12 protein-coding genes and 1 pseudogene are annotated in these 19,193 nt (G+C 43.4%); 9 read left to right on the forward strand and 4 right to left on the reverse strand.

What is annotated here, in order from left to right; translation table 11 throughout:
* Positions 1-75: 75 nt before the first annotated feature.
* From FS373_RS09870 to katB, 6 genes are all read left to right on the forward strand, one after another.
* Positions 76-678, forward strand: coding sequence for a DUF2238 domain-containing protein (locus FS373_RS09870; RefSeq protein ID WP_152829361.1), 603 nt, complete (start codon positions 76-78; stop codon positions 676-678).
* 262 nt (positions 679-940) lie between these two features.
* Entirely contained in the window at positions 941-1,606 is a 666-nt protein-coding gene (locus tag FS373_RS09875) for a helix-turn-helix transcriptional regulator (protein ID WP_144044954.1), read from the forward strand.
* A gap of 473 nt (positions 1,607-2,079) precedes the next feature.
* Complete coding sequence (exeM, locus tag FS373_RS09880) at positions 2,080-4,743, forward strand: extracellular exonuclease ExeM (protein ID WP_152829362.1); 2,664 nt, start codon at positions 2,080-2,082, stop codon at positions 4,741-4,743.
* A 672-nt stretch (positions 4,744-5,415) separates the two neighbouring features.
* Entirely contained in the window at positions 5,416-5,853 is a 438-nt protein-coding gene (locus tag FS373_RS09885; RefSeq protein WP_144044956.1) for a PaaI family thioesterase, read from the forward strand.
* Between the two features lie 173 nt (positions 5,854-6,026).
* Complete coding sequence (locus FS373_RS09890; RefSeq protein WP_144044957.1) at positions 6,027-6,275, forward strand: YgjV family protein; 249 nt, start codon at positions 6,027-6,029, stop codon at positions 6,273-6,275.
* 682 nt (positions 6,276-6,957) lie between these two features.
* Positions 6,958-8,424, forward strand: coding sequence for a catalase KatB (katB, locus tag FS373_RS09895; RefSeq protein WP_152829363.1), 1,467 nt, complete (start codon positions 6,958-6,960; stop codon positions 8,422-8,424).
* A 71-nt stretch (positions 8,425-8,495) separates the two neighbouring features.
* Here the strand turns inward: katB and FS373_RS09900 are convergent, their stop codons facing one another.
* Entirely contained in the window at positions 8,496-9,062 is a 567-nt protein-coding gene (locus FS373_RS09900) for a TMEM165/GDT1 family protein (RefSeq protein ID WP_144044959.1), read from the reverse strand.
* Positions 9,063-9,571: 509 nt separating this feature from the next.
* Here FS373_RS09900 and FS373_RS09905 point away from each other — a divergent pair.
* The 3 genes and pseudogenes from FS373_RS09905 to FS373_RS09915 form a co-directional block, all read left to right on the forward strand.
* The gene (locus FS373_RS09905; protein WP_144044960.1) at positions 9,572-10,771 is read left to right on the forward strand and encodes an amino acid permease; all 1,200 of its coding nucleotides are present in this window, start codon (positions 9,572-9,574) and stop codon (positions 10,769-10,771) included.
* A gap of 228 nt (positions 10,772-10,999) precedes the next feature.
* A complete protein-coding gene (locus tag FS373_RS09910) occupies positions 11,000-13,156 on the forward strand; it encodes a S46 family peptidase (RefSeq protein ID WP_152829364.1) in 2,157 nt (718 codons plus the stop codon).
* 458 nt (positions 13,157-13,614) lie between these two features.
* Positions 13,615-14,319: pseudogene (locus tag FS373_RS09915) on the forward strand (IS4 family transposase); the annotation flags it as partial.
* A 199-nt stretch (positions 14,320-14,518) separates the two neighbouring features.
* Here FS373_RS09915 and FS373_RS09920 read toward each other — a convergent pair.
* The 3 genes from FS373_RS09920 to FS373_RS09930 form a co-directional block, all read right to left on the reverse strand.
* Entirely contained in the window at positions 14,519-17,110 is a 2,592-nt protein-coding gene (locus FS373_RS09920; protein ID WP_152829365.1) for an LruC domain-containing protein, read from the reverse strand.
* A 6-nt stretch (positions 17,111-17,116) separates the two neighbouring features.
* Positions 17,117-17,569 (reverse strand): hypothetical protein, encoded by a 453-nt coding sequence (locus tag FS373_RS09925; RefSeq protein WP_194165837.1) that lies wholly within the window; start codon positions 17,567-17,569, stop codon positions 17,117-17,119.
* A gap of 794 nt (positions 17,570-18,363) precedes the next feature.
* Positions 18,364-19,101: a pseudouridine synthase gene (locus tag FS373_RS09930; protein ID WP_144044964.1), complete on the reverse strand. Its 738-nt coding sequence runs from the start codon at positions 19,099-19,101 to the stop codon at positions 18,364-18,366.
* Between the last annotated feature and the right edge of the window lie 92 nt (positions 19,102-19,193).

Below are 19,193 nucleotides of genomic sequence, written 5' to 3' on the forward strand. Positions count from 1 at the left end.
GTGGAGGGCTAGATGGCTAAAGTTATTATTCTTATATCAAAACAATAGAGTTTATCCGTATATGAGGTTCCTATTTTGAATAAACAGCTTATTTGGTTAGTGATTTTTCTGTCGGTACTGGTTTGGTCGGCTATCGAGCCTAAAGACCTGTTCACCTGGTTTCTTGAAGTACTACCTGCTCTCGTCGTCTTGCCAGTTTTATTTCTGACTCGAGAGCGCTTTCCACTGACGCCTTTGGCTTATGTTTTTATATTGGTTCACTGCGTCATACTTATGGTTGGGGGCCACTACACCTATGCTGAGGTGCCTCTTTTTGACTGGATCGCCGAAATTACGGGCTCAGACAGAAACAATTACGACAAGCTGGGGCATCTTGCTCAGGGGTTCGTGCCTACCTTAGTAGTCCGTGAAATCTTCATTCGATTAGATGTGGTGAAACGTGGCGCTTGGTGTAATTTCTTGTCATTGTGCTTCGCTCTAGCATTTTCAGCTTTCTATGAGTTGATTGAGTGGTGGGTTGCTCTGCTTACGGGGGAGGATGCCGAAGCATTTTTAGGGACCCAAGGTTACATTTGGGATACCCAATCGGATATGGGCATGGCGTTGGTGGGGGCGATAATTTGCCTGGTTACACTTGTTAAGTTTCATGATGTACAGCTGGCTAAATTTAATGGCTAACTAGTGAATTATTTTATCTTGTATAAAGTCTACTGGTTTTTATGCTTTAAAGGTCTAGCTGTATGAGGTTTTAATAGCTAAAACTGATAAAAACCGATTTATCATCGCATTTACATTTGATTAATACTTTTTTACTATGGTATTACAATTAAAACTATTCAAATCTACTAAAACTATTCAAAATAGTAATCATTCTGGTTGATAGGGAAGATTGACCACCCCCCTTACAGAGAACAAGTAAACTTTTCAGGGAGAAAAGTGAATGAGTAAGATTGATGAATTGGTGTTCTTGCATCAAGTGGCTGCACCATGCCACTTGGCTATTCTGGCCGAATCTATTGGTTTAAAAACACGCATAGTGAAGCAGGTATCTGAACTTGAGCCTGAGAGAGACAATAACTGTTTCTATCTGATCGAGCAGGAGGGAGCCGCCTTAGATAGTAAGGGGATACCGTTATTGGCATCTCGTCTGGTGCCCCATGTACCCGTTGCACTCTATCAGGTTAACCGCGAGAAACTTGAGCCCGAATCTGCCTTGTTACTGGGAATTCGTGGGTTGCTTTATGCGGACCAACGTATGGACCTATTGTTAACAGGTTTAAGAAAGATGGTGGCCGATGAGCTTTGGTATGACAGGACGCTTATCAGTAAGATGTTCCGTCAACTGGTGAGCCGTTTGGACAGCACCAAGGATTATTCACAAGATACCGTGGCTATGCTGCAGATGTTGACGAAAAGAGAGCGTACCATTATTCAGCTCGTATCCAGTGGCGCTAGAAATAAAGAGATCGCTCATCGACTATGCATCAGCGAACACACGGTGAAGGCACATATCTCCTCTATTTTCAGGAAGACGCAATCTCGTAATCGTGTGGAGTTACTCAGATGGGCGCAGACCTATCAGAGTCACTTCGAACTCTGTTCTTAACAGGTTAACGAGCTACTGATAATTGAGGCTCTGCTAATGACAGCTTGTTACTGAGAGATATTTTGAGTATATAGTCATTAACGGAAAAGGCTAAAACGGTCTCAATGGCCGTTTTTTTATGCCTGCAAAACCCTGATGTTAATACTAATTAACTAGGCTTGTATAAATTTCATTCTAATCTAGAGGTTTTTATGCCGATTTTGTAAAAATCTGTCACGGCTTGATAAATTGGTGTTCGGCCTTGATTTCAATGCCTGTTCTTGATTAAGTATTTGATTTTGACAAGCTTAAACCTAATCTAGAATCATCTGTTCTTATTTGTGATAAGTTAATCTTGTTTTTTCTTTGTTTTACAAGTATTTATAAACCGTTAATGTGATTTAGGCATCTTTTTTTTATCATCCAAGTCTGTAAGAATCCCCCTGCACGTTAATAGAAATTAGCGGCAATATTATAAAAATGGGGTTGAATAAATGGATAATGTTAAAAAAATGTCAGTGCTTGCACTGTCTATCGCCGCGGCTCTGCCTATGATGGCAAGCGCCGATGTGATCATTAGCGAATATGTAGAAGGTTCAGGCTATAGCAAGGCTATAGAAATCTACAACTCAGGATCGACAGCCGTCGATCTTACAGCTTACTCGCTAGTTTACTACTCGAAAGGTGACTCAACACCTAAGACTATATTGGATCTGAGTGGAAGTCTGGCACCTAACGCCATCAAGGTCATCACTAACAACCACAAAGATAATGCTATCGCATTAGATGGGTCCATCGATTCACAGGAAGCCAGTATCTATTTCAATGGCGATGATAAAGTCGGCATCTTGAAAGGCGCTGAGTTAGTCGATCTCTTTGGTGAAGTCGGTACCACAGGTGATTGGGCAAAAGATGTCACTGTTGAGCGTAAAGTCACTGTTACGAATGCCAATACCAGCTATGTTGAAAATGAATGGACAGTTAAATCTAAAAATCTATTCAGTGGCTTAGGTGCACGCTCAGGTGATTTTGGTGGGGGAGCACCTGAGCCTGAAGTACCAACCTTTAGTTGTGTCGGTGAGAAGCTGACGCCTATTTATGACGTGCAAGGTGTTGGCCGAGTCAGCCCACTGATTGATGAGGGCAAATTTGAGTCTACCGATGAGGTCACTATTACAGGTGTGGTTACTGCCCGTGGTGAGAGCTTGTTCAAAGGTTTCTATCTGCAAGATATTGATGGTGATAACTCTCCGTACACCTCCGATGGCGTATTTGTTTATCTGGGTGAAGCGCCAGGTGAAGAGATCCAACCCGGAGTCGAGGTTTGTGTTCAAGGTAAAGTAAAAGATTTTTATGGCCTGACTCAGGTCGATATCAAAGCCGATAAAAAGATGGCTGTTGGCGAGATGGGCGAGATTCTGGCTCCGACAGCATTCTACGTGGCCGATGGTGAGTCTTTAGGCGATGCACTTAATCGTTATGAAGGTATGAATATCGTGTTAGACGCGGGTAGTGACATGAAGATCACTCGTAGCTTCAGTTATGACTATGCCGGCAGAAGAAATAACATGGTGCTATCTCATAAAGCTCCATTGATGAAGCCGACTCAAGTTTTCGCCCCTCTCTCAGATGAGGCAACTGCTCTACAAGAATCTAATCGTGGTAATGAACTCTACGTAGAGTCTGATTACAAGGCTAAGAATGGTGAGGTGCCTTACTTCCCCACGTTCAACGCCGAGACGGGTTATATCCGTATTGGTGATCAGCTTACCAATATGACTGGTGTCGTGAGCTACAGCTATGGTGCTCCGCGTCTGGTGGTAACTAACGAAATCACAGCAGGTGACTTCATTCGCGTCAATGACCGTATTGAATCTCCCGAAGCGGCGGGTCAAGGTGATATCCGCGTCGCTAGCTTTAACGTGTTAAACCTGTTTACCAGCGATAGCGAAGTTGGTGGTCCACTAAACCCAACTTGTAAAGATCAGGCCGATGCAGATGCGAGCCGTGGTTGTGGTCGAGGTGCACATTCTCTGGATGATTACTTGTTGCAGCGTACTAAGATTGTTACTGCGATTAAAGAGATGAATGCCGATGTGATTGGTCTGATGGAGATCGAAAACAATGGTTTCAGCGAGCATAGCTCGATTCAGTATCTGTTGAATGCCATTAATGCCGAGCTACCTGCCGCAGACGCCTATGATTTTATCGAAGTCAGCGATGCAGATAAGTACAAAGGTGAATTTATCGGTGGTGATGCGATTACTGTTGGTCTGCTATATCGTCTTAGTACAGTAAAGCCAACTGGAGATGCGTTTGTTATCGCAACTCCTGAGCAGCACGCCGCAGAAGGGGTGGTGACTCGCGGAGAAGGTGACGATGTTGAAATCAGCCCTGATTATAACAAGTATCAGCGCCATAGCTTGGCGCAGACATTCCAGATCCATGATGAGAAGTTGACCGTTGTGGTTAACCACCTCAAGTCAAAGGGCTCAGGTTGTTTGGAAGATTGGCTCGAGTTCTCTGAAAGTAAAGATCCAGCAGACTTGCAAGGCAAGTGTAATGAGTTTCGTGTATCGGCAGCTAAAGTACTGGGCGAGTCACTCAAAGACGTTGAAGGTGGCTTGTTAGTTATCGGTGATATGAACTCATATGGCATGGAAGATCCCATCGCTGTACTGACAGATTATGATGCTGCCACCGCGAAACGTGAAATTGTTACAGCTTCATGGACGACCCTCAATGGTGAAGTTTATGAGCGTGAAGGCAGTAAGATTGAGAAAGGTTTTGGTCTGATTAATCTAAACACCCAAGCACATGGACCTGCAACCTTTGGTTATAGCTACAGTGGTGAGCTGGGTAACTTAGATCATGCATTGGCTAATACAGCTGTCGCTGAAAAGCTAGTGGCTATTCAAGACTGGAACATCAACTCGGTCGAATCTAACCTTTTCGAGTACCCTAGCAAATATTCGGGTGACTTAGAGAAGTCAGAGAATGCCTTTAGCTCTTCGGATCATGACCCTGTGATCATTGCGTTAAGCTATCCAGCGCCTCAGCCAAAGCCGGAACCAACTCCTAAAGATGATGGTGGTTCGTTAGGTTACCTTGGTCTGGGACTATTATCACTACTGGGTTTACGCCGTCGTAAGCACTAATTATTGAGATGACTCATTGTTAATGCTAAACCGCCTTTAATTCATTAAAGGCGGTTTTTTCATGCCATTTTTACTTTAACAAGATGAGGAAAGCCAGAAAAAATCAATTGGGTCTGGATTCGAGATTAATTGGCTATTTTTATATGTTATTTTTATTCTCTACGGTAATGAATCGATCTTATCTTAGCCGTTTATAGGTTCTTCTTTTTGCTTTTCACTTGGTCATATTCTAGTTTTTCTTGTTCTATTGGGTGCTACACCAACACCTTCTCAGTTTTTGTCGGTTCTATATGGGGGACTCACTTTTTTATTATCATCGCACTCGGTTGCTGGCTTTTACACTATCTAACCTATAAAAACAGTATCTAACTTTCATTAAATGATGCCGATCTTATATAACAAACTTAAATTTGTATAAACTGGCGACATCTGATGATTTCATCGATAAAAAATGTATGGAAGTTTTCATCAGTTTGTTGGAAATGGTTTGATACCATTTTCTCATCAATGCGCCTTGAATTGAAAAAACTGAGAGTCTCTGAACTGACCAGATACTTATATGGAATGGTATTACTACTAGGCCAGCCATAGCTTTTAACTCCTCTTACCTGTTTAAACTTACAGCGCTAGCCAGTAGACTGTGGCTTAATTATTATAAGAATGGATCTAGTGATGAGTATTTGGTTTAGACCTGTGAGCTTGGAAGATTGCGCTAAAATGGATTCGGGTATGCATGGCAAGGGCACCTTGATGCAAACTATGGGCATTAAGATCACCGAAATTGGTGATGATTATATGGTGGCGACTATGCCAGCCTCTCCTGAAGTACATAATCCCTTAGGTATCGTCCACGGTGGAGCCAATGTGGCACTGGCTGAGACGGTTGCCAGCTATGCGGCAAACTTCGCCGTAGATTTTGAGAATTACTACTGTGTCGGCCAAGAGATCAATGCCAATCATCTTAAAGCTTCCAGAAATGGTGTCCTAACCGCGACGGCAAAGCCTGTGCATTTAGGTAAACGAAGCTCTGTTTGGGAGATACTTATCCATAACAGCGGCGGTGATCTTTGCTGTATCTCGCGCATGACAGCAGCCGTGGTTAAGCGTTAGTGATACAGGTTGGAAGCCAAGTATTATTGACGATCTATTAACGTAAATAGACTATAGATGTGTAGGTATCTGTTACATAATATGCGCCTTTATTAATGGCGAGCTACAGGCTTTAATGCACTAAACTTGTTATCTAGGTTTGAGTCGATTGTGAGCTGTGGGGAATATGTAAAATGGATAGTGCAACAGTTTGGGAGTGGGTCGGCTATTTAGCCTCTGTGGTTGTGGCCATCTCGCTGATGATGTCGAATATTAAAAAGTTACGCTGGTGGAACTTGATCGGTGCAGGCCTTTTTGTCGCTTATGGTTTGGCCATTGATGCCTTACCTGTGGCTTTGGTAAACTTCTTTATTGTGCTGATCGATGCTTATTACATAGTCAAAATTTATAAAGCCGAAAAGGCGATTAACCAACAGCCTTGAGCTAGCATAAGCCAGAGCTTAGTAGATAACCTTGAGTTGAATCGATAGCCCTGAGTTAACTGTAGTTCTGAGTCAGATAGACAGTTTTGAGCTAATTAGAAGTCTTGCGGTGAATAAGAGGAGCCAGCTAACTGTAGAGGTTAGCTGGCTCTTTTTGTATTGCAGATGTTCATTATCTTTAATGAACATCTGTCATTTTCGGTTTTAACTATTTGCTTTCAATCGACTGTTTTGATAGTAATAGTGTTCATTCCCCTGCGTTTAACCTCTAGTCTTATCATCTTGAACAACATATCTCTCCACGAGACTAGCTTCTCAGTAGAGCTTAACTCTGTATGGGTGTTGTGTTGATTCAAATCAGTATTCACGCCAATGAAAGGCGTAACCTCCAATAGCAATAATGTATTTCTTTGTAGGTATCTGTGAGTTACCTCTCACGCCTTTAATCTTTAAAATGAATTAGGTTAATCTAGTTTAATCGTTTTTATTCATCTCTTTTTTGAACTAGTATTTATTCATCGACAGGGCTTATGTGAAGGCTTCTAGAGCTAAGCGGCTTAACGAAAGCGAAACGGATCAATAACTATGGCTACAATATTTGATGTTATCGAAGACTGGTTGAACTAATCGACCAGTACGACTGAATTAGAAAATTAACAAATAAAAAGCATTGGAGAACAATATGACTAATCAAGCTAACTACTTAACCAGCCAAAATGGTGCGCCTGTTGCGGACGATCAAAATTCAATGACGGCAGGTGAGCGCGGCCCTGTACTATTACAAGACTTTCATCTGTTAGAAAAACTTGCTCATTTCAATCGTGAGCGTATTCCTGAGCGTGTAGTGCATGCCAAAGGCACGGGTGTTTACGGTATTTTTACCCTGACCAAAGACATGAGCAATTACACTATTGCCGACCACTTCAATGGCGTAGGTAAACAAACTGAAACTTTCATTCGTTTCTCTACCGTAGGCGGTGAGATGGGCTCGGCCGATGCGGAGCGTGATCCCCGCGGTTTCGGTCTACGTTTCTATACGGCCCGTGGTAATCACGACATAGTAGGTAATAACACCCCGACCTTCTTTCTGCGTGATGGCATCAAGTTTCCGGACTTTATTCATACCCAGAAGCGTAATCCGCAGACTAATTTGAAAGATCCACAAGCCATGTGGGATTTCTGGGCATTGAATCCTGAAGCCCTGCATCAGGTGACAATCTTGATGTCGGATCGCGGCATTCCGGCTAACTATCGCCAGATGAATGGCTATGGTTCACACACCTATTCGCTGTGGAATGATAAAGGCGAGCGTTTCTGGGTTAAGTTTCATTTCAAGACTAAGCAAGGCATAGTTAACCTGACCCCTGAGCAGGCCGACATCCTTAAAGGGATCGATCCTGATTCGTCTCAACGTGACATGGTCGCGGCCATTGCCGACGGTAACTTCCCTCGTTGGGCGGTTAAGGTGCAAATTATGCCGGAAGCCGATGCCAATACATATCATATCAATCCATTCGATCTGACTAAGGTATGGCCACACGCCGATTATCCACTGATTGAGATTGGTGAACTTGAACTTAATCGCATGCCTGAGAACTACTTCGCCGAAGTAGAGCAGGTCGCATTGGCACCGAGTAACTTAGTACCGGGTGTTGGTGCTTCACCGGATAAGATGTTGCAGGCTCGCTTGTTTGCCTATGCAGATGCACAGAGATACAGAATTGGCACTAACTATAATCAGCTGCCAGTGAATTGTCCGCACGCTACTAAGGCTAATCACCACCAACGCGCCGGTGCCATGGCGGGAACTCAATGTCCCTATAACGGCAGCCAAACCGGTGGCGATGCGAGTCCAAACTACGGGCCGAACAGCACAGAGTCTGCGTTAGTAGAGCCGAGTACTTTTGCCGAGCCAGCACTGGGTCTCGATGGTGAAGCCGATAGATACAGCCGTTATAATCAGGATGACTTTGCTCAGGCGGGCAACCTGTACCGTATTTTCCCTGAAGATGAGAAGGCTAGATTGATCACCACTATCTGTGGCAGCTTGAGTCAGACGACTATGGATGTGCAGCAGACCATGGTCGAGCATTTCACCAAGGCGGATGCGGATTACGGTAAGCGTATCAAGCAGGCATTGGGATTGTAATAAAAGAAGGTTATAAAAAAGGCCCTGGTTCCTAGGAACCAGGGCCTTTTTTATTCTTCTAATTTAGATGATTAAAACATGAGTGTTGCTACACCGAGTAGTGCAAACAATACGGCGCATCCTCGATGGATCAGGGTAAGGGGTAATTTTTCTGCGCTGAAGTTGCCGGCTATGACCACAGGAACGTTAGCGATAAGCATGCCTAAGGTTGTGCCCATGACTACCATAGCTAGGGCATCATACTTCGCCGCTAATACCACAGTGGCAATTTGAGTTTTGTCGCCCATCTCGGCGATGAAAAACAGAATGAAAGTGGCAATGAAAGGCCCCATTTTGTAGAAGCGGCTCTCTTCACAATCGACCTTGTCCGGGATCAATACCCACAGAGCGATCGCAAAAAATGAAGCGGCGACTAAGTAGCGGGCTAGTTCCGGGCTAATCAAGCCAACGGCCCAATTACCTAGCCAGGCGGCGCCAAAGTGGTTGATCAGAGTTGACAGAAAAATACCGAGAATAATTGCCGTTTTACTGCCTTTTATGTGGCTAAATCTGGCGGCGAGTATGAGGGCGAGCAGCTGAGTTTTGTCACCGATTTCGGCGATAGCAACCGTAAAGGTTGATGCGAGTAGTGCTTCCAAGAGACTTCCTTATAGGGGGGCAAAAATCCGAGTACAGAAAACCGGCCCCCCTTTTTTATGGGCGGTCACTGCACTCAGGTCTTGCAAAACAATATGAGTCATCACGTCATATTGTTGTGAGCACCATGGCGTTGTGGCCAAGTATGTTGACACTCACTCAATCTTTGCCTCGAAGTAAATCGATTCAGACAACAAAGATTGCTCGCTACTCCCCTGAAGTAGAGGCGAACATTATACATTTTGAGGGTCGAGTCGCAATCTCTGAGTTCTCGAATTGGTGATTTTATTGAGTGGAAAAACCTCAGGTAACGTAAGTGTTTCCCTCTTGTTGGAAACTTATTGAGCCAGTGTTCAAACTTGTTTACAGCTGCCATAGATGGCTTGCTCACTAGGTTTGTAGCTGTTAATGTCCCTAGCAGTCATTTTAGAGGAAGATCTCTCCTTCAAAGTCGTTCTAAATCTGACCTACCAAAAATGTAGAATAAAAATATATCAAACAGGACAATTTTGTGAATTTAAAAATGCTCGGCTCCATCGCTATCGTTGCGGGAACTGCAATCGGTGGTGGTATGTTAGCCCTACCTTTAGCTACTGCTTCCTTGGGTACATTACCCGCGTTTCTCTTGCTCGTTGTGATCTGGGGGATCTCCATCTATACATCTCTGCTGATGTTAGAGATCAACTTACGCACTGGAGTGGGCGATAACGTCCATGCTATTACTGGCAAAATTTTAGGGAAAGTGGGTCAGTTAATTCAGGGGGCATCATTTATGAGCCTACTGTTTGCGTTGACTATGGTATATCTGATGGGCGGCTCTTCTCTGCTCGAGACTCGCTTCGAGCCTCTGGGTATCACCATGAATAACCAGGTCGCTGTGTTGTTATTCACTGTCTTCTTCGGCGGTTTGATAGCAGTTGGGGTCAAATGGATCGATAAGGTTTCCCGCGTCCTCTTTACATCCATGGTCGTACTCTTAGTGATCGTGGTGGCCTTCTTACTTCCTGAAGTGGATATGTCTGCTCTGCTAACCAGCACAGGTAGTGAGATTGTTTCTGGTAGCGAACTGAACAACTTATGGTTGGCAGCTATTCCTATCGTATTCACCTCGTTTGGTTTCCATGTGTGTATCGCGACCATAGTGCGCTACTTAGATGGCGATGCCGTATCACTACGTAAAATTTTAATTATTGGTTCAACCATACCGCTTGTCAGCTATATTCTCTGGTTGATGGTGACCTTAGGCACTTTAGGTGGCGACAGGGTTTATGGCTTCGAAGGTTCATTGCCTCTGCTGGTCACGGCCTTACAAGGTCTGGCAAATTCAGAGATCTTGAAGCAATGTATCGATCTCTTCGCTAACTTGGCGCTTATCACTTCCTTCCTGGGTGTGACCATGAGTCTGTTTGACTATGTGGCCGAACTGACACGAGCTAAAGATGATTTTTGGGGTCGAGCTAAGACCTGGCTGATCACCTTTATTCCGCCTCTGCTATGTGCGCTTTATTATCCCGATGGTTTCTTCAAAGTATTAGGTTTTGCGGCCATTCCCTTGGTGATCATGATCATCTTCTTACCGATTGCCATGGCACTGAAGCAGCGTAAACAGAATCTGGGAGGTTATCAGGTCTCTGGTGGTACAGCTGCACTCGGTGTTGCAGGTGTATTAGGCGCTGTAATTATTACGGCTCAGTTACTGGTTGCGTTATAGAGTAAACGTCAACAGATTGCCTTTACACATGCTTTGTAAGGGATTGATTCAAAGACTGTCTTAATGGCAGTGGCATATGATAAGGTCGAGCGCGAATAGTAATATTTGGCTCGGCTTTTTATTGCCTGAGTTTTAGCAAGATGGCTAAATGCTATTGCTACATAAACAAGTACAAGCAAAGCAGAACAAGAATTACCACACTAATAATTAAAAAATGGATTTAACAAAATGAAGAAATGGCTTCTCACTGTCGCTGTAGCTGCCACTTTTGGCGCACAGGCCGACGAAGGTATGTGGCAACCATACCAACTGCCCGCAATGGCCGATGAATTAAAGGCTAAGGGATTAGAGATTGATGTGGAATCTATCTCTAAATTAACCGAATTTCCAATGAATGCCGTCATTAGCCTAGGTGGTTGTACGGCATCATTCGTCTCACCAAAGGGGCTGGTGGTCACTAACCATCATTGCGCCTATGGCTCGATTCAATATAACTCGACGCCGGAAAAAAACCTGCTTAAAGATGGCTTCCTGGCTAAGTCTTATGGCGAGGAGCTACAGGCTACACCGGGTTCACGTATCTATGTGACTGAAGCAGTGACGGATGTGACTGGCAAGGTCAAGAAAGGTTTAGAGAGCAAGCTTGGTCACGCCTTCTATCAGGGCATTGAGCAGAGAGAAAAGTCATTAGTGGCCGAGTGTGAGGCCGAAGATGGCTATCGCTGTCAGGTATACAGTTTCCATGGTGGTTTGGAATATTATCTGGTTAAGCAACTAGAGATCCGCGATGTACGTCTGGTGTATAACCCTGCAGCTAGTGTAGGCAAGTATGGCGGCGATATAGATAACTGGATGTGGCCACGTCACACCGGTGATTTCTCCTTCTACCGTGGTTATGTGTCTAAAGATGGCAAGCCTGCAGATTTCGACAAAGACAACGTACCGTACGAACCAAAAAGTTTCCTGAAGGTTTCGGCTAAAGGTGTGAGTGACGGCGATTTCGTTATGGTGGCAGGTTACCCTGGCCGCACTAACCGTTACCGCACAGCCAATGAAGTTGAGAACCAGTTCGAGTGGGCATACCCGGAAGGTAAGGTGCTGCGAGAGCGTTTCATCGAGATCATCAAGGAGACAGCACCTGAAGGCAGCGATGAGCGTATCAAGTATGAAAGCCTGATCGCTGGTTTGGCAAACTATGCCAAGAACTTCACCTCTATGATCGAATTTTACGGTAAGTCGACCATGCTTGATGATCGTAAAGGTCGTGAGTCTGAGTTGGCTAGCTGGATCAATAAAGATAGCAAGCGTAAGGTAAAATACGGTAAGACGCTGGCTGAGCTAGATAAGCTGATCGCCGAAGGTCAAGATCATCAGGCTCGAGATATTATCTTAGGTTATATTCGCTACACCACTATGGTGCCAACGGCGCGTAAGTTGTACCGTTTGGCTAATGAGAAACAGCTGGATGATATGGCACGTGAGCCTGGTTACCAGGAACGTGACATGATCCGTTTCAAGTCGAGCATGGAGCGTATCGACCGTCGTTATGCTGCCAGTGTCGATAAGGCAATGCTGTTTGACATGCTTAAGCGCTACGCCGTATTACCGAGTAGTGAGCGTATTGCAGCTCTGGACAAGGTATTTGGCATCGGCAAAAAGCTAGATGAGAAGAAGCTGTCTAAAACTCTGGATAAGATGTATGCCAAGACGACACTAGGCGATATGGATACGCGCCTGGCTTGGTTAGACAAGTCGGTTGCCGACTTTAACGCCTCGAACGATCCTTTCATTCAGTTTGCCGTGGCCATGTATGATACAGACATGAAAACTGAGAAGAAGGACAAGGAGCTGGCGGGTAAGCTGATGAAGGTGCGCCCTCAGTATATGGACGCGATTATCGCTTACAACACGCAGCAGGGTAAGCCGGTTTATGCCGATGCAAACTCAAGTCTGCGTGTGACTGTGGGTCATGTGAAAGGTTACTCACCTCAAGATGGTTTGAAGGCTGTGCCGTTTACGCGTTTAGAAGGTATTTTGGCTAAAGACACTGGCGCGGATCCATTCGATGCACCGTCTAAGCAGCTGGAGCTCATCAAGCAGAAGCAGTACGGTGATTTCTACATGAAATCTATCGACTCTGTGCCGGTTAACTTCCTGTCGACGTTAGATACCACTGGCGGTAACTCAGGTTCACCGACTTTAAATGGTCGTGCCGAGCTAGTAGGTCTGTTATTCGATGGTGTTTACGAGAGTATTATCGGTGATTGGGGTTACGACCCTGAGTCTAACCGTTCTATTCAGGTTGATAGCCGTTACATGCTCTGGGTGATGAAGTATCTGGATAATGCAGATAACTTGTTAGAAGAGATGGACATTGTTTATTAGCATTTAGCTACGAGGTTGCTAGTTTCTAGGAGAAAGTCCTAGGAGTTTGAACCTAGGTGCTCACTTCGTGTCGAGGGCTAAATGTTGAAGTTAAGCGGTCACTTAGATGGCCGCTTTTTTATTTGTCAGATAACAAATTTCAAATATCTTTTTGATTGGTTCATTGGGCTTAGCTGATGTTTGGTTAGTTTTAGGTAAGCCTAACTTCGTTGATATCTATCACCTGCCGTGGGCTTAAGTGTGAACACTTCTGTGACACGCTGTGGACCCATCCATGGGCGCTCTGCGGTTTCATCCTTGAAACCGAAGGTCACAGCCGCATTCACACCTGAGTGTTTATCTCTTCGATTTAAGCTTTGTTAGATAGGGGGGCCTTGTGTATCAAGGTGTTAGGTTCTTATTGAGAAAGGTGAGGATAAGAAAAATACCTAAATTTAGTAATTACCCCTAATTAGCTACGACCCCTTTATTTATATGAAGAGATCTTCCCTTTAAACCTGAAGGAAAAGCCTAAGGTTCACCTAGAATTTATGACGAAGCTCAAAGCCATGTTACCTAATGACTGCAAGCCCATCATCGTAACCGATGCCGGTTTTCGTATTCCTTGGTTTAAGCAAGTTTTGTCCCTTGAGTGGGATTATGTTGGCCGTGTCAGAAACCGCACTCACTGCAAGAAGCTGCAGAAAATGACTGGCATCCGATCAAAAATCTATATGGTTTAGCGAGTTCACGCGCCAAGACCCTGGGTACTTTTCACATGGGTGAAAAGGTAAGCTTTAAAACTCGCTTAGTCATTTTTAAACGTATCGCCAAAGGGCGAAAAGACAAAAATGCCATGGGCGATGATACTAGAAAAGACAAAAAGGTCTCGTGCCAGCGCTGCGCGAGAAAAAGAGCCTTGGTTACTGGCGACATCATTATGTGAGTCTACCGACACAGCTAAGAGAGCCGTTAAAATTTATGCGACAAGAATGCAAATTGAGGAAAGCTTTAGGGATGTGAAAACTGGCCTCAAGATGAATGATAGCGGCACTAGAATTGCGAACAGACTTGGCGTATTGCTACTCATCGCCAGCCTATCTCAGTTCATGCTGTATTTGCTAGGTTTAGCAGGAATTAGAACTTTGCAAAGCTTAGTGATGGCTCCCCAAGCATGCTATTAAATTCGTGGGGATCCCTCAGACTACGACCCCTTTATTCCAAACAGTCCACTATTGGCACCGAGCAGATTGCGTGCCTTATGGGTTAAAAGTGGCGCTACAAGCGGTTAACTCAGCCACATATAGCCATGTTATTCAGGGTATCAAATATATATTTGATACCCTGATTCCTACTTAGGTGTTATTCACTCCGGCAGCGAAGTTATTTTCCTTTATTCTTTTTATGTTTGTACCAGTCTTTTTTACTCTTACCACGACTTGAAGCCCAGTCTAAAATTTCAGGATAATCATGCGATAAATCCACTTTCTCTTTTGGATGTTCCCATATTTGCGGAATGATCATCGCCCAAGGTAAATTATCTTCTGTCTGGTAAAATTTATCTGTGCTTTTATCCGTATCATCATGATTTGAACCAAATTGTCTTTTCGATGCATACTTGGTTGGTCGATAACCAGGGAAATGTACTTCAATAACTTCACCATTACCCAGTTTTCGTGAAATATACGTATTATAAGGTGCTGAACCAAAAATGTTCTCATCCACTGGATTTTTTAAGTTGATGGTTACAGTAAACATTGCACCTGTAACTTTAGGACTATTCGGTTCTGTATTAGCAAATTTAAACCCATTTGGGGTCGGTAAAGCATCTTCAATGTCATCGATAATTACAAACATAGTCTGATTACCATCTGCAATCGGCGTTAATGGTACAGCATTAGAAACCGGCCCCATGGTTGCGGATTCGATATTCGTAATGGGGGTGTTAATACTGACCTGAAGTGCGTTTTTATATGACGCCCCTCTCGCAACCGGTTGAAGTTTAAGGATGATTTTACTTATCTGTCCATCAACTTTCGTCTCTATCGTATTATAATTAATCACAACATCATTAAAATCATAATCACCTTTACTGGGCCAAAAATCTTCAAAAGCCATTGTCCCCATCTGATTCTCCGCGGGTGAGTAAGCAGTGCTACTGACTAACGGCACTGGTACATCGGCCACTTCTAACGGAGAAGTATCATAAAGATTAACCTCAAGACCATCACTAAAATTATCCTTATCACTATCAGCATCGAGTGGGTCTGTAAGATGAAGATTAAGTTCTTCATTATCGGTCAAGCCATCACCATCGGTATCGGCCAGTATCGGGTCTGTTGCTAACTCATTCACTTCAACTTCATCAGATAATCCATCACCATCGGTATCAATTAATCCTGGGTCAGTGTTAAGTATGTTTACTTCATATTCATCTGAGAACCCATCCCCATCCGTATCCAATAAAGTTGGGTCCGAATTATAAAATATTACTTCCTCTAAATCGGTCAGCGTATCTTGGTCTGTGTCACTTAAAAGCGGATCTGAACCGTAAATAGTCACCTCTTCAAAATCATTTAATCCATCATTATCAGTATCTGGATCTGTCGGTGATGTATTTAAAATATCAGTTTCATCACTATTAGATAATCCATCTCCATCAAGATCATCTGGATTTACAACCGCTTCCTCAGTGGGATTATTCAATGTTGCTAAGGTATTTTCTAAATCTATTTCAGCTTGTGTTTGCTGTGTTTGTACATTCAATGCATATACATAAACATCACCAGGTAAACTTTTTTTGATCTTTTTATTATGCGCCCCAACACTAACATAGCTTTCAGAAACACCCACAGCATGGCCAAAATTATCCTGTGAGGCACCGTCTGCCGCTGTAAATGAAAATTGCTCCAGCCAAACATCACCAACAAGATGGAACAGAACAACGCTTCCTGATGATGAATTCCTATTTTCAGCGCCAATCACTATATGCTCGCCAACAATCGCGACTGAATTACCAAATTGATCGCCAGAAACTCCCGTACTAGCGGTTAGCTTGGCTTGATTAGTCCATACATCATCTTTGCGTTTATATACGTAAACAGCCCCCTTTTTAATCTCATTATTTCCATGGGGATTATTTTCCATCCCAGCACCAACAACCGCATAATCTTTAGAAATAGCCACTGATAATGCGTAATTGGCAGCACGAGTCACTAAGCCTCCTTTTAGTGTTGCTTGCTTAGTCCAAGTATCATCATAATCATCATATTTATAAATATAAGCAGAACCTTCTTTAGTCTTACCTGACTCACCATCGCCAATGATTAAATAGTCTTCAGATATACTAACAGCAGCTCCAAATTTTTTACTCTTGAACTCTGAGTCTGGAGTGATAGTGGTATTTAAGATCCAATTAGATCCAGTACGTTTATAAACATAAACAACACCATCATCATTCGAGCCTCCTGGCGAAGCAATTACCGCAAGATCGCCCGATATACTGACTGACTGACCGAAAAAATCATTGCTCGTTGTCCCCGGTTTCGTCATTTCTCCTTGCTGATTCCAGTTACCATTTTCATAATTAAAAATATAAACAGCACCAGTTTGTCCGCCTTGAAGCTCAGCACTAACAATGACACTCTGATCTGAAATCGCCACTGCACTACCAAACTGTTTAATTGCTTTCTGAGTACCTGAGATAGGGTTTAGGCAACTCGTCATAGTCCAAGTGGATTGATTTCGTAAAAAAATACACGCTTCCCCCTGATCGTTTTGTTTTCCTGGCGTTCCAACAACGATAAAAGACTCAGTAACAGCCACTGAAGTGCCAAAATTAGCAAATGATTTAGTTGCACCATTAGCAAGCTGGCCCTGCAGCGTAGGTTCAGCATTAAGAGAAAGATGCCAAAAGCTGATCATTAGCAATAAGATAAATAAAAGTACGTCTGAATATTTTTTTATATTAAGCATAATCGTTTACTCAACTAGGTAGTGAATATGATTAGTTTTATCTATTGGTAGCTCAAGCTCTGCATAACTATCGCCATTAATAACGACTACCATTGATTCTGCATAACTGGGGACAGGCAGCAAACTGGTATATTTCATCGCATTGTGAATTTCAGCTTTTTCTAGCAGATTGATCGGCGTATTAGTATCAGGATCCGTTGCTGAATAAACTGAAATAACCGTAAATCCTTGCATCTGACTAAAAGAAATATCAATTTTTACAGCTCTTTGCATATCAAACGTAAAGCCATCTTTAATTACAACATCGTCAAAAGATGGTAATAACACAGGCTCTGGTTCAGTATGTACCTCTACATCTGGTTCAGTCTCTTCCTCTACATCTGAGTTAGAACACCCCATAAAGAGCATCATAAACAACACTGCATAACAGCATATTATTAATCGACTTAGATTACCCATTGCTCGATATCCTTTTAGCAAATTTGAGTTAGTACTCGGTAAGCACAGCGTTTATAGCTTCACGAAAACCAATCTTCAATTCTAAATAGCAATGTTTAAGCCAACTGGAAAACATTAATGAACAAGATGTTAAGCTAAAACCAATAAGAACAGGAAGTCACTGTTGGCTAAAGAGAAAAGTAGCTGGTTTCAATGTGGAATGATGGTAAATTCGGTTTAGAAGTGTTCTCAACAAACGATAAAGAGTGTAATTTGCAATGCATATAGCAAAGTACACATTGCAATATTTCATAATGCAAATACTGTTACTTCCGCACAACACTAGGGACGAGTGACGGGGCTATCGAAGATACAATAATGTGGGATGTCCAAGTCACTTCAGGAACAAAGGGGCCGTAGCGAATTAGGTAGTTCTCATGATTAAAATTGTTTACAGGCAAGGTTAAATAAAGAACCTTCTTTTGAAGAACTAAGTGTAGATGCGGTTGCTAGCTTCCAAAACAAGGATGATTTGGCAGAGCTCACATGGCCAATTTTGTTCCATACAAAATTTGGCATTTCCTCCGCTGATCCATAGGGATATGGGAAATGTCTTAAAAGCGTCTGGAACGCTTAAGACCCTGGAGGTCAGACTGACTCTTTATGAAATCAAGAACCAGCGACTCGCAGAACCTTTTCAAAATAAAGAGTGCACAATACTCGCCGGAGAGGCGTTAGGTTACAATGAAGGGGCGACCTTCAAACTACACTCAATAAAACTCAGCCAGAAGCTAAACAAAAAATGAAACCAGCCTTCATTCCAAGGCTGATTTAAGCTTGATTAGCTCAGAAGCCGTCAGCTGCCTCATCTCTCCCTCCTTAAGCTCACCTAGCTTAAGTGTCTGTATCTGTATCCGTTTAAGATCTATCACCTTATAGCCTAATGCTTGGCTCATGCGGCGGATTTGTCGGTTAAGCCCTTGGGTGAGTATGATCTCAAACTTGTCATCATCAAGACGGGTCATCTTACAGGGGAGGGTAGTGACGTCCCGGTAGCTAACGCCTTGGGCCATGTTGATTAAGAAACTGTCATCGAAATTGCGATCAACTTGCACCTGATAAGTTTTGCTATGGCCGAAATCCGGGTGCATCAACTTCTGGGTTAATTCACCATTGTTGGTTAATAGCAGCTGACCACGAGAGTCCTTGTCTAAACGTCCAACAGGATAGAGCCTGGGGTTAGCTGGCAGTAGATGTAACACAGAGCAGGGGTCATCGGGCAAGAGACGACAATCTGTACCGACAGACTTATTGAGCATCCAGTACTGTTTAGACTCGATTCCCTGAATAAACACATCATCGAATTTGAGTATTTCTTGGCTGATAAAACCTGAGCCGCTGTCGATTAAGCTGATGGTATCTATATGGTTGGCGAGGCGTCCATCTATGGTGATATGACCGTCTCTGATATAACGAGTCGCAGCCCTGCGGGAGCAGAGCCCTGTCATGGCAAGGTATTTAGCCAGACGAATAGTGGGTTTCTCTTGTGTCATTGATCCGTGTCGTGATGGTGTAAACAGAGTTGAGTCGCAAGGTTAGCACCTAAACCAGCTTAACTGCCAACATGTTTCAAGGTTGGCAGCCT

It is taken from the genome of Shewanella sp. YLB-07 (genome assembly GCF_009377275.1).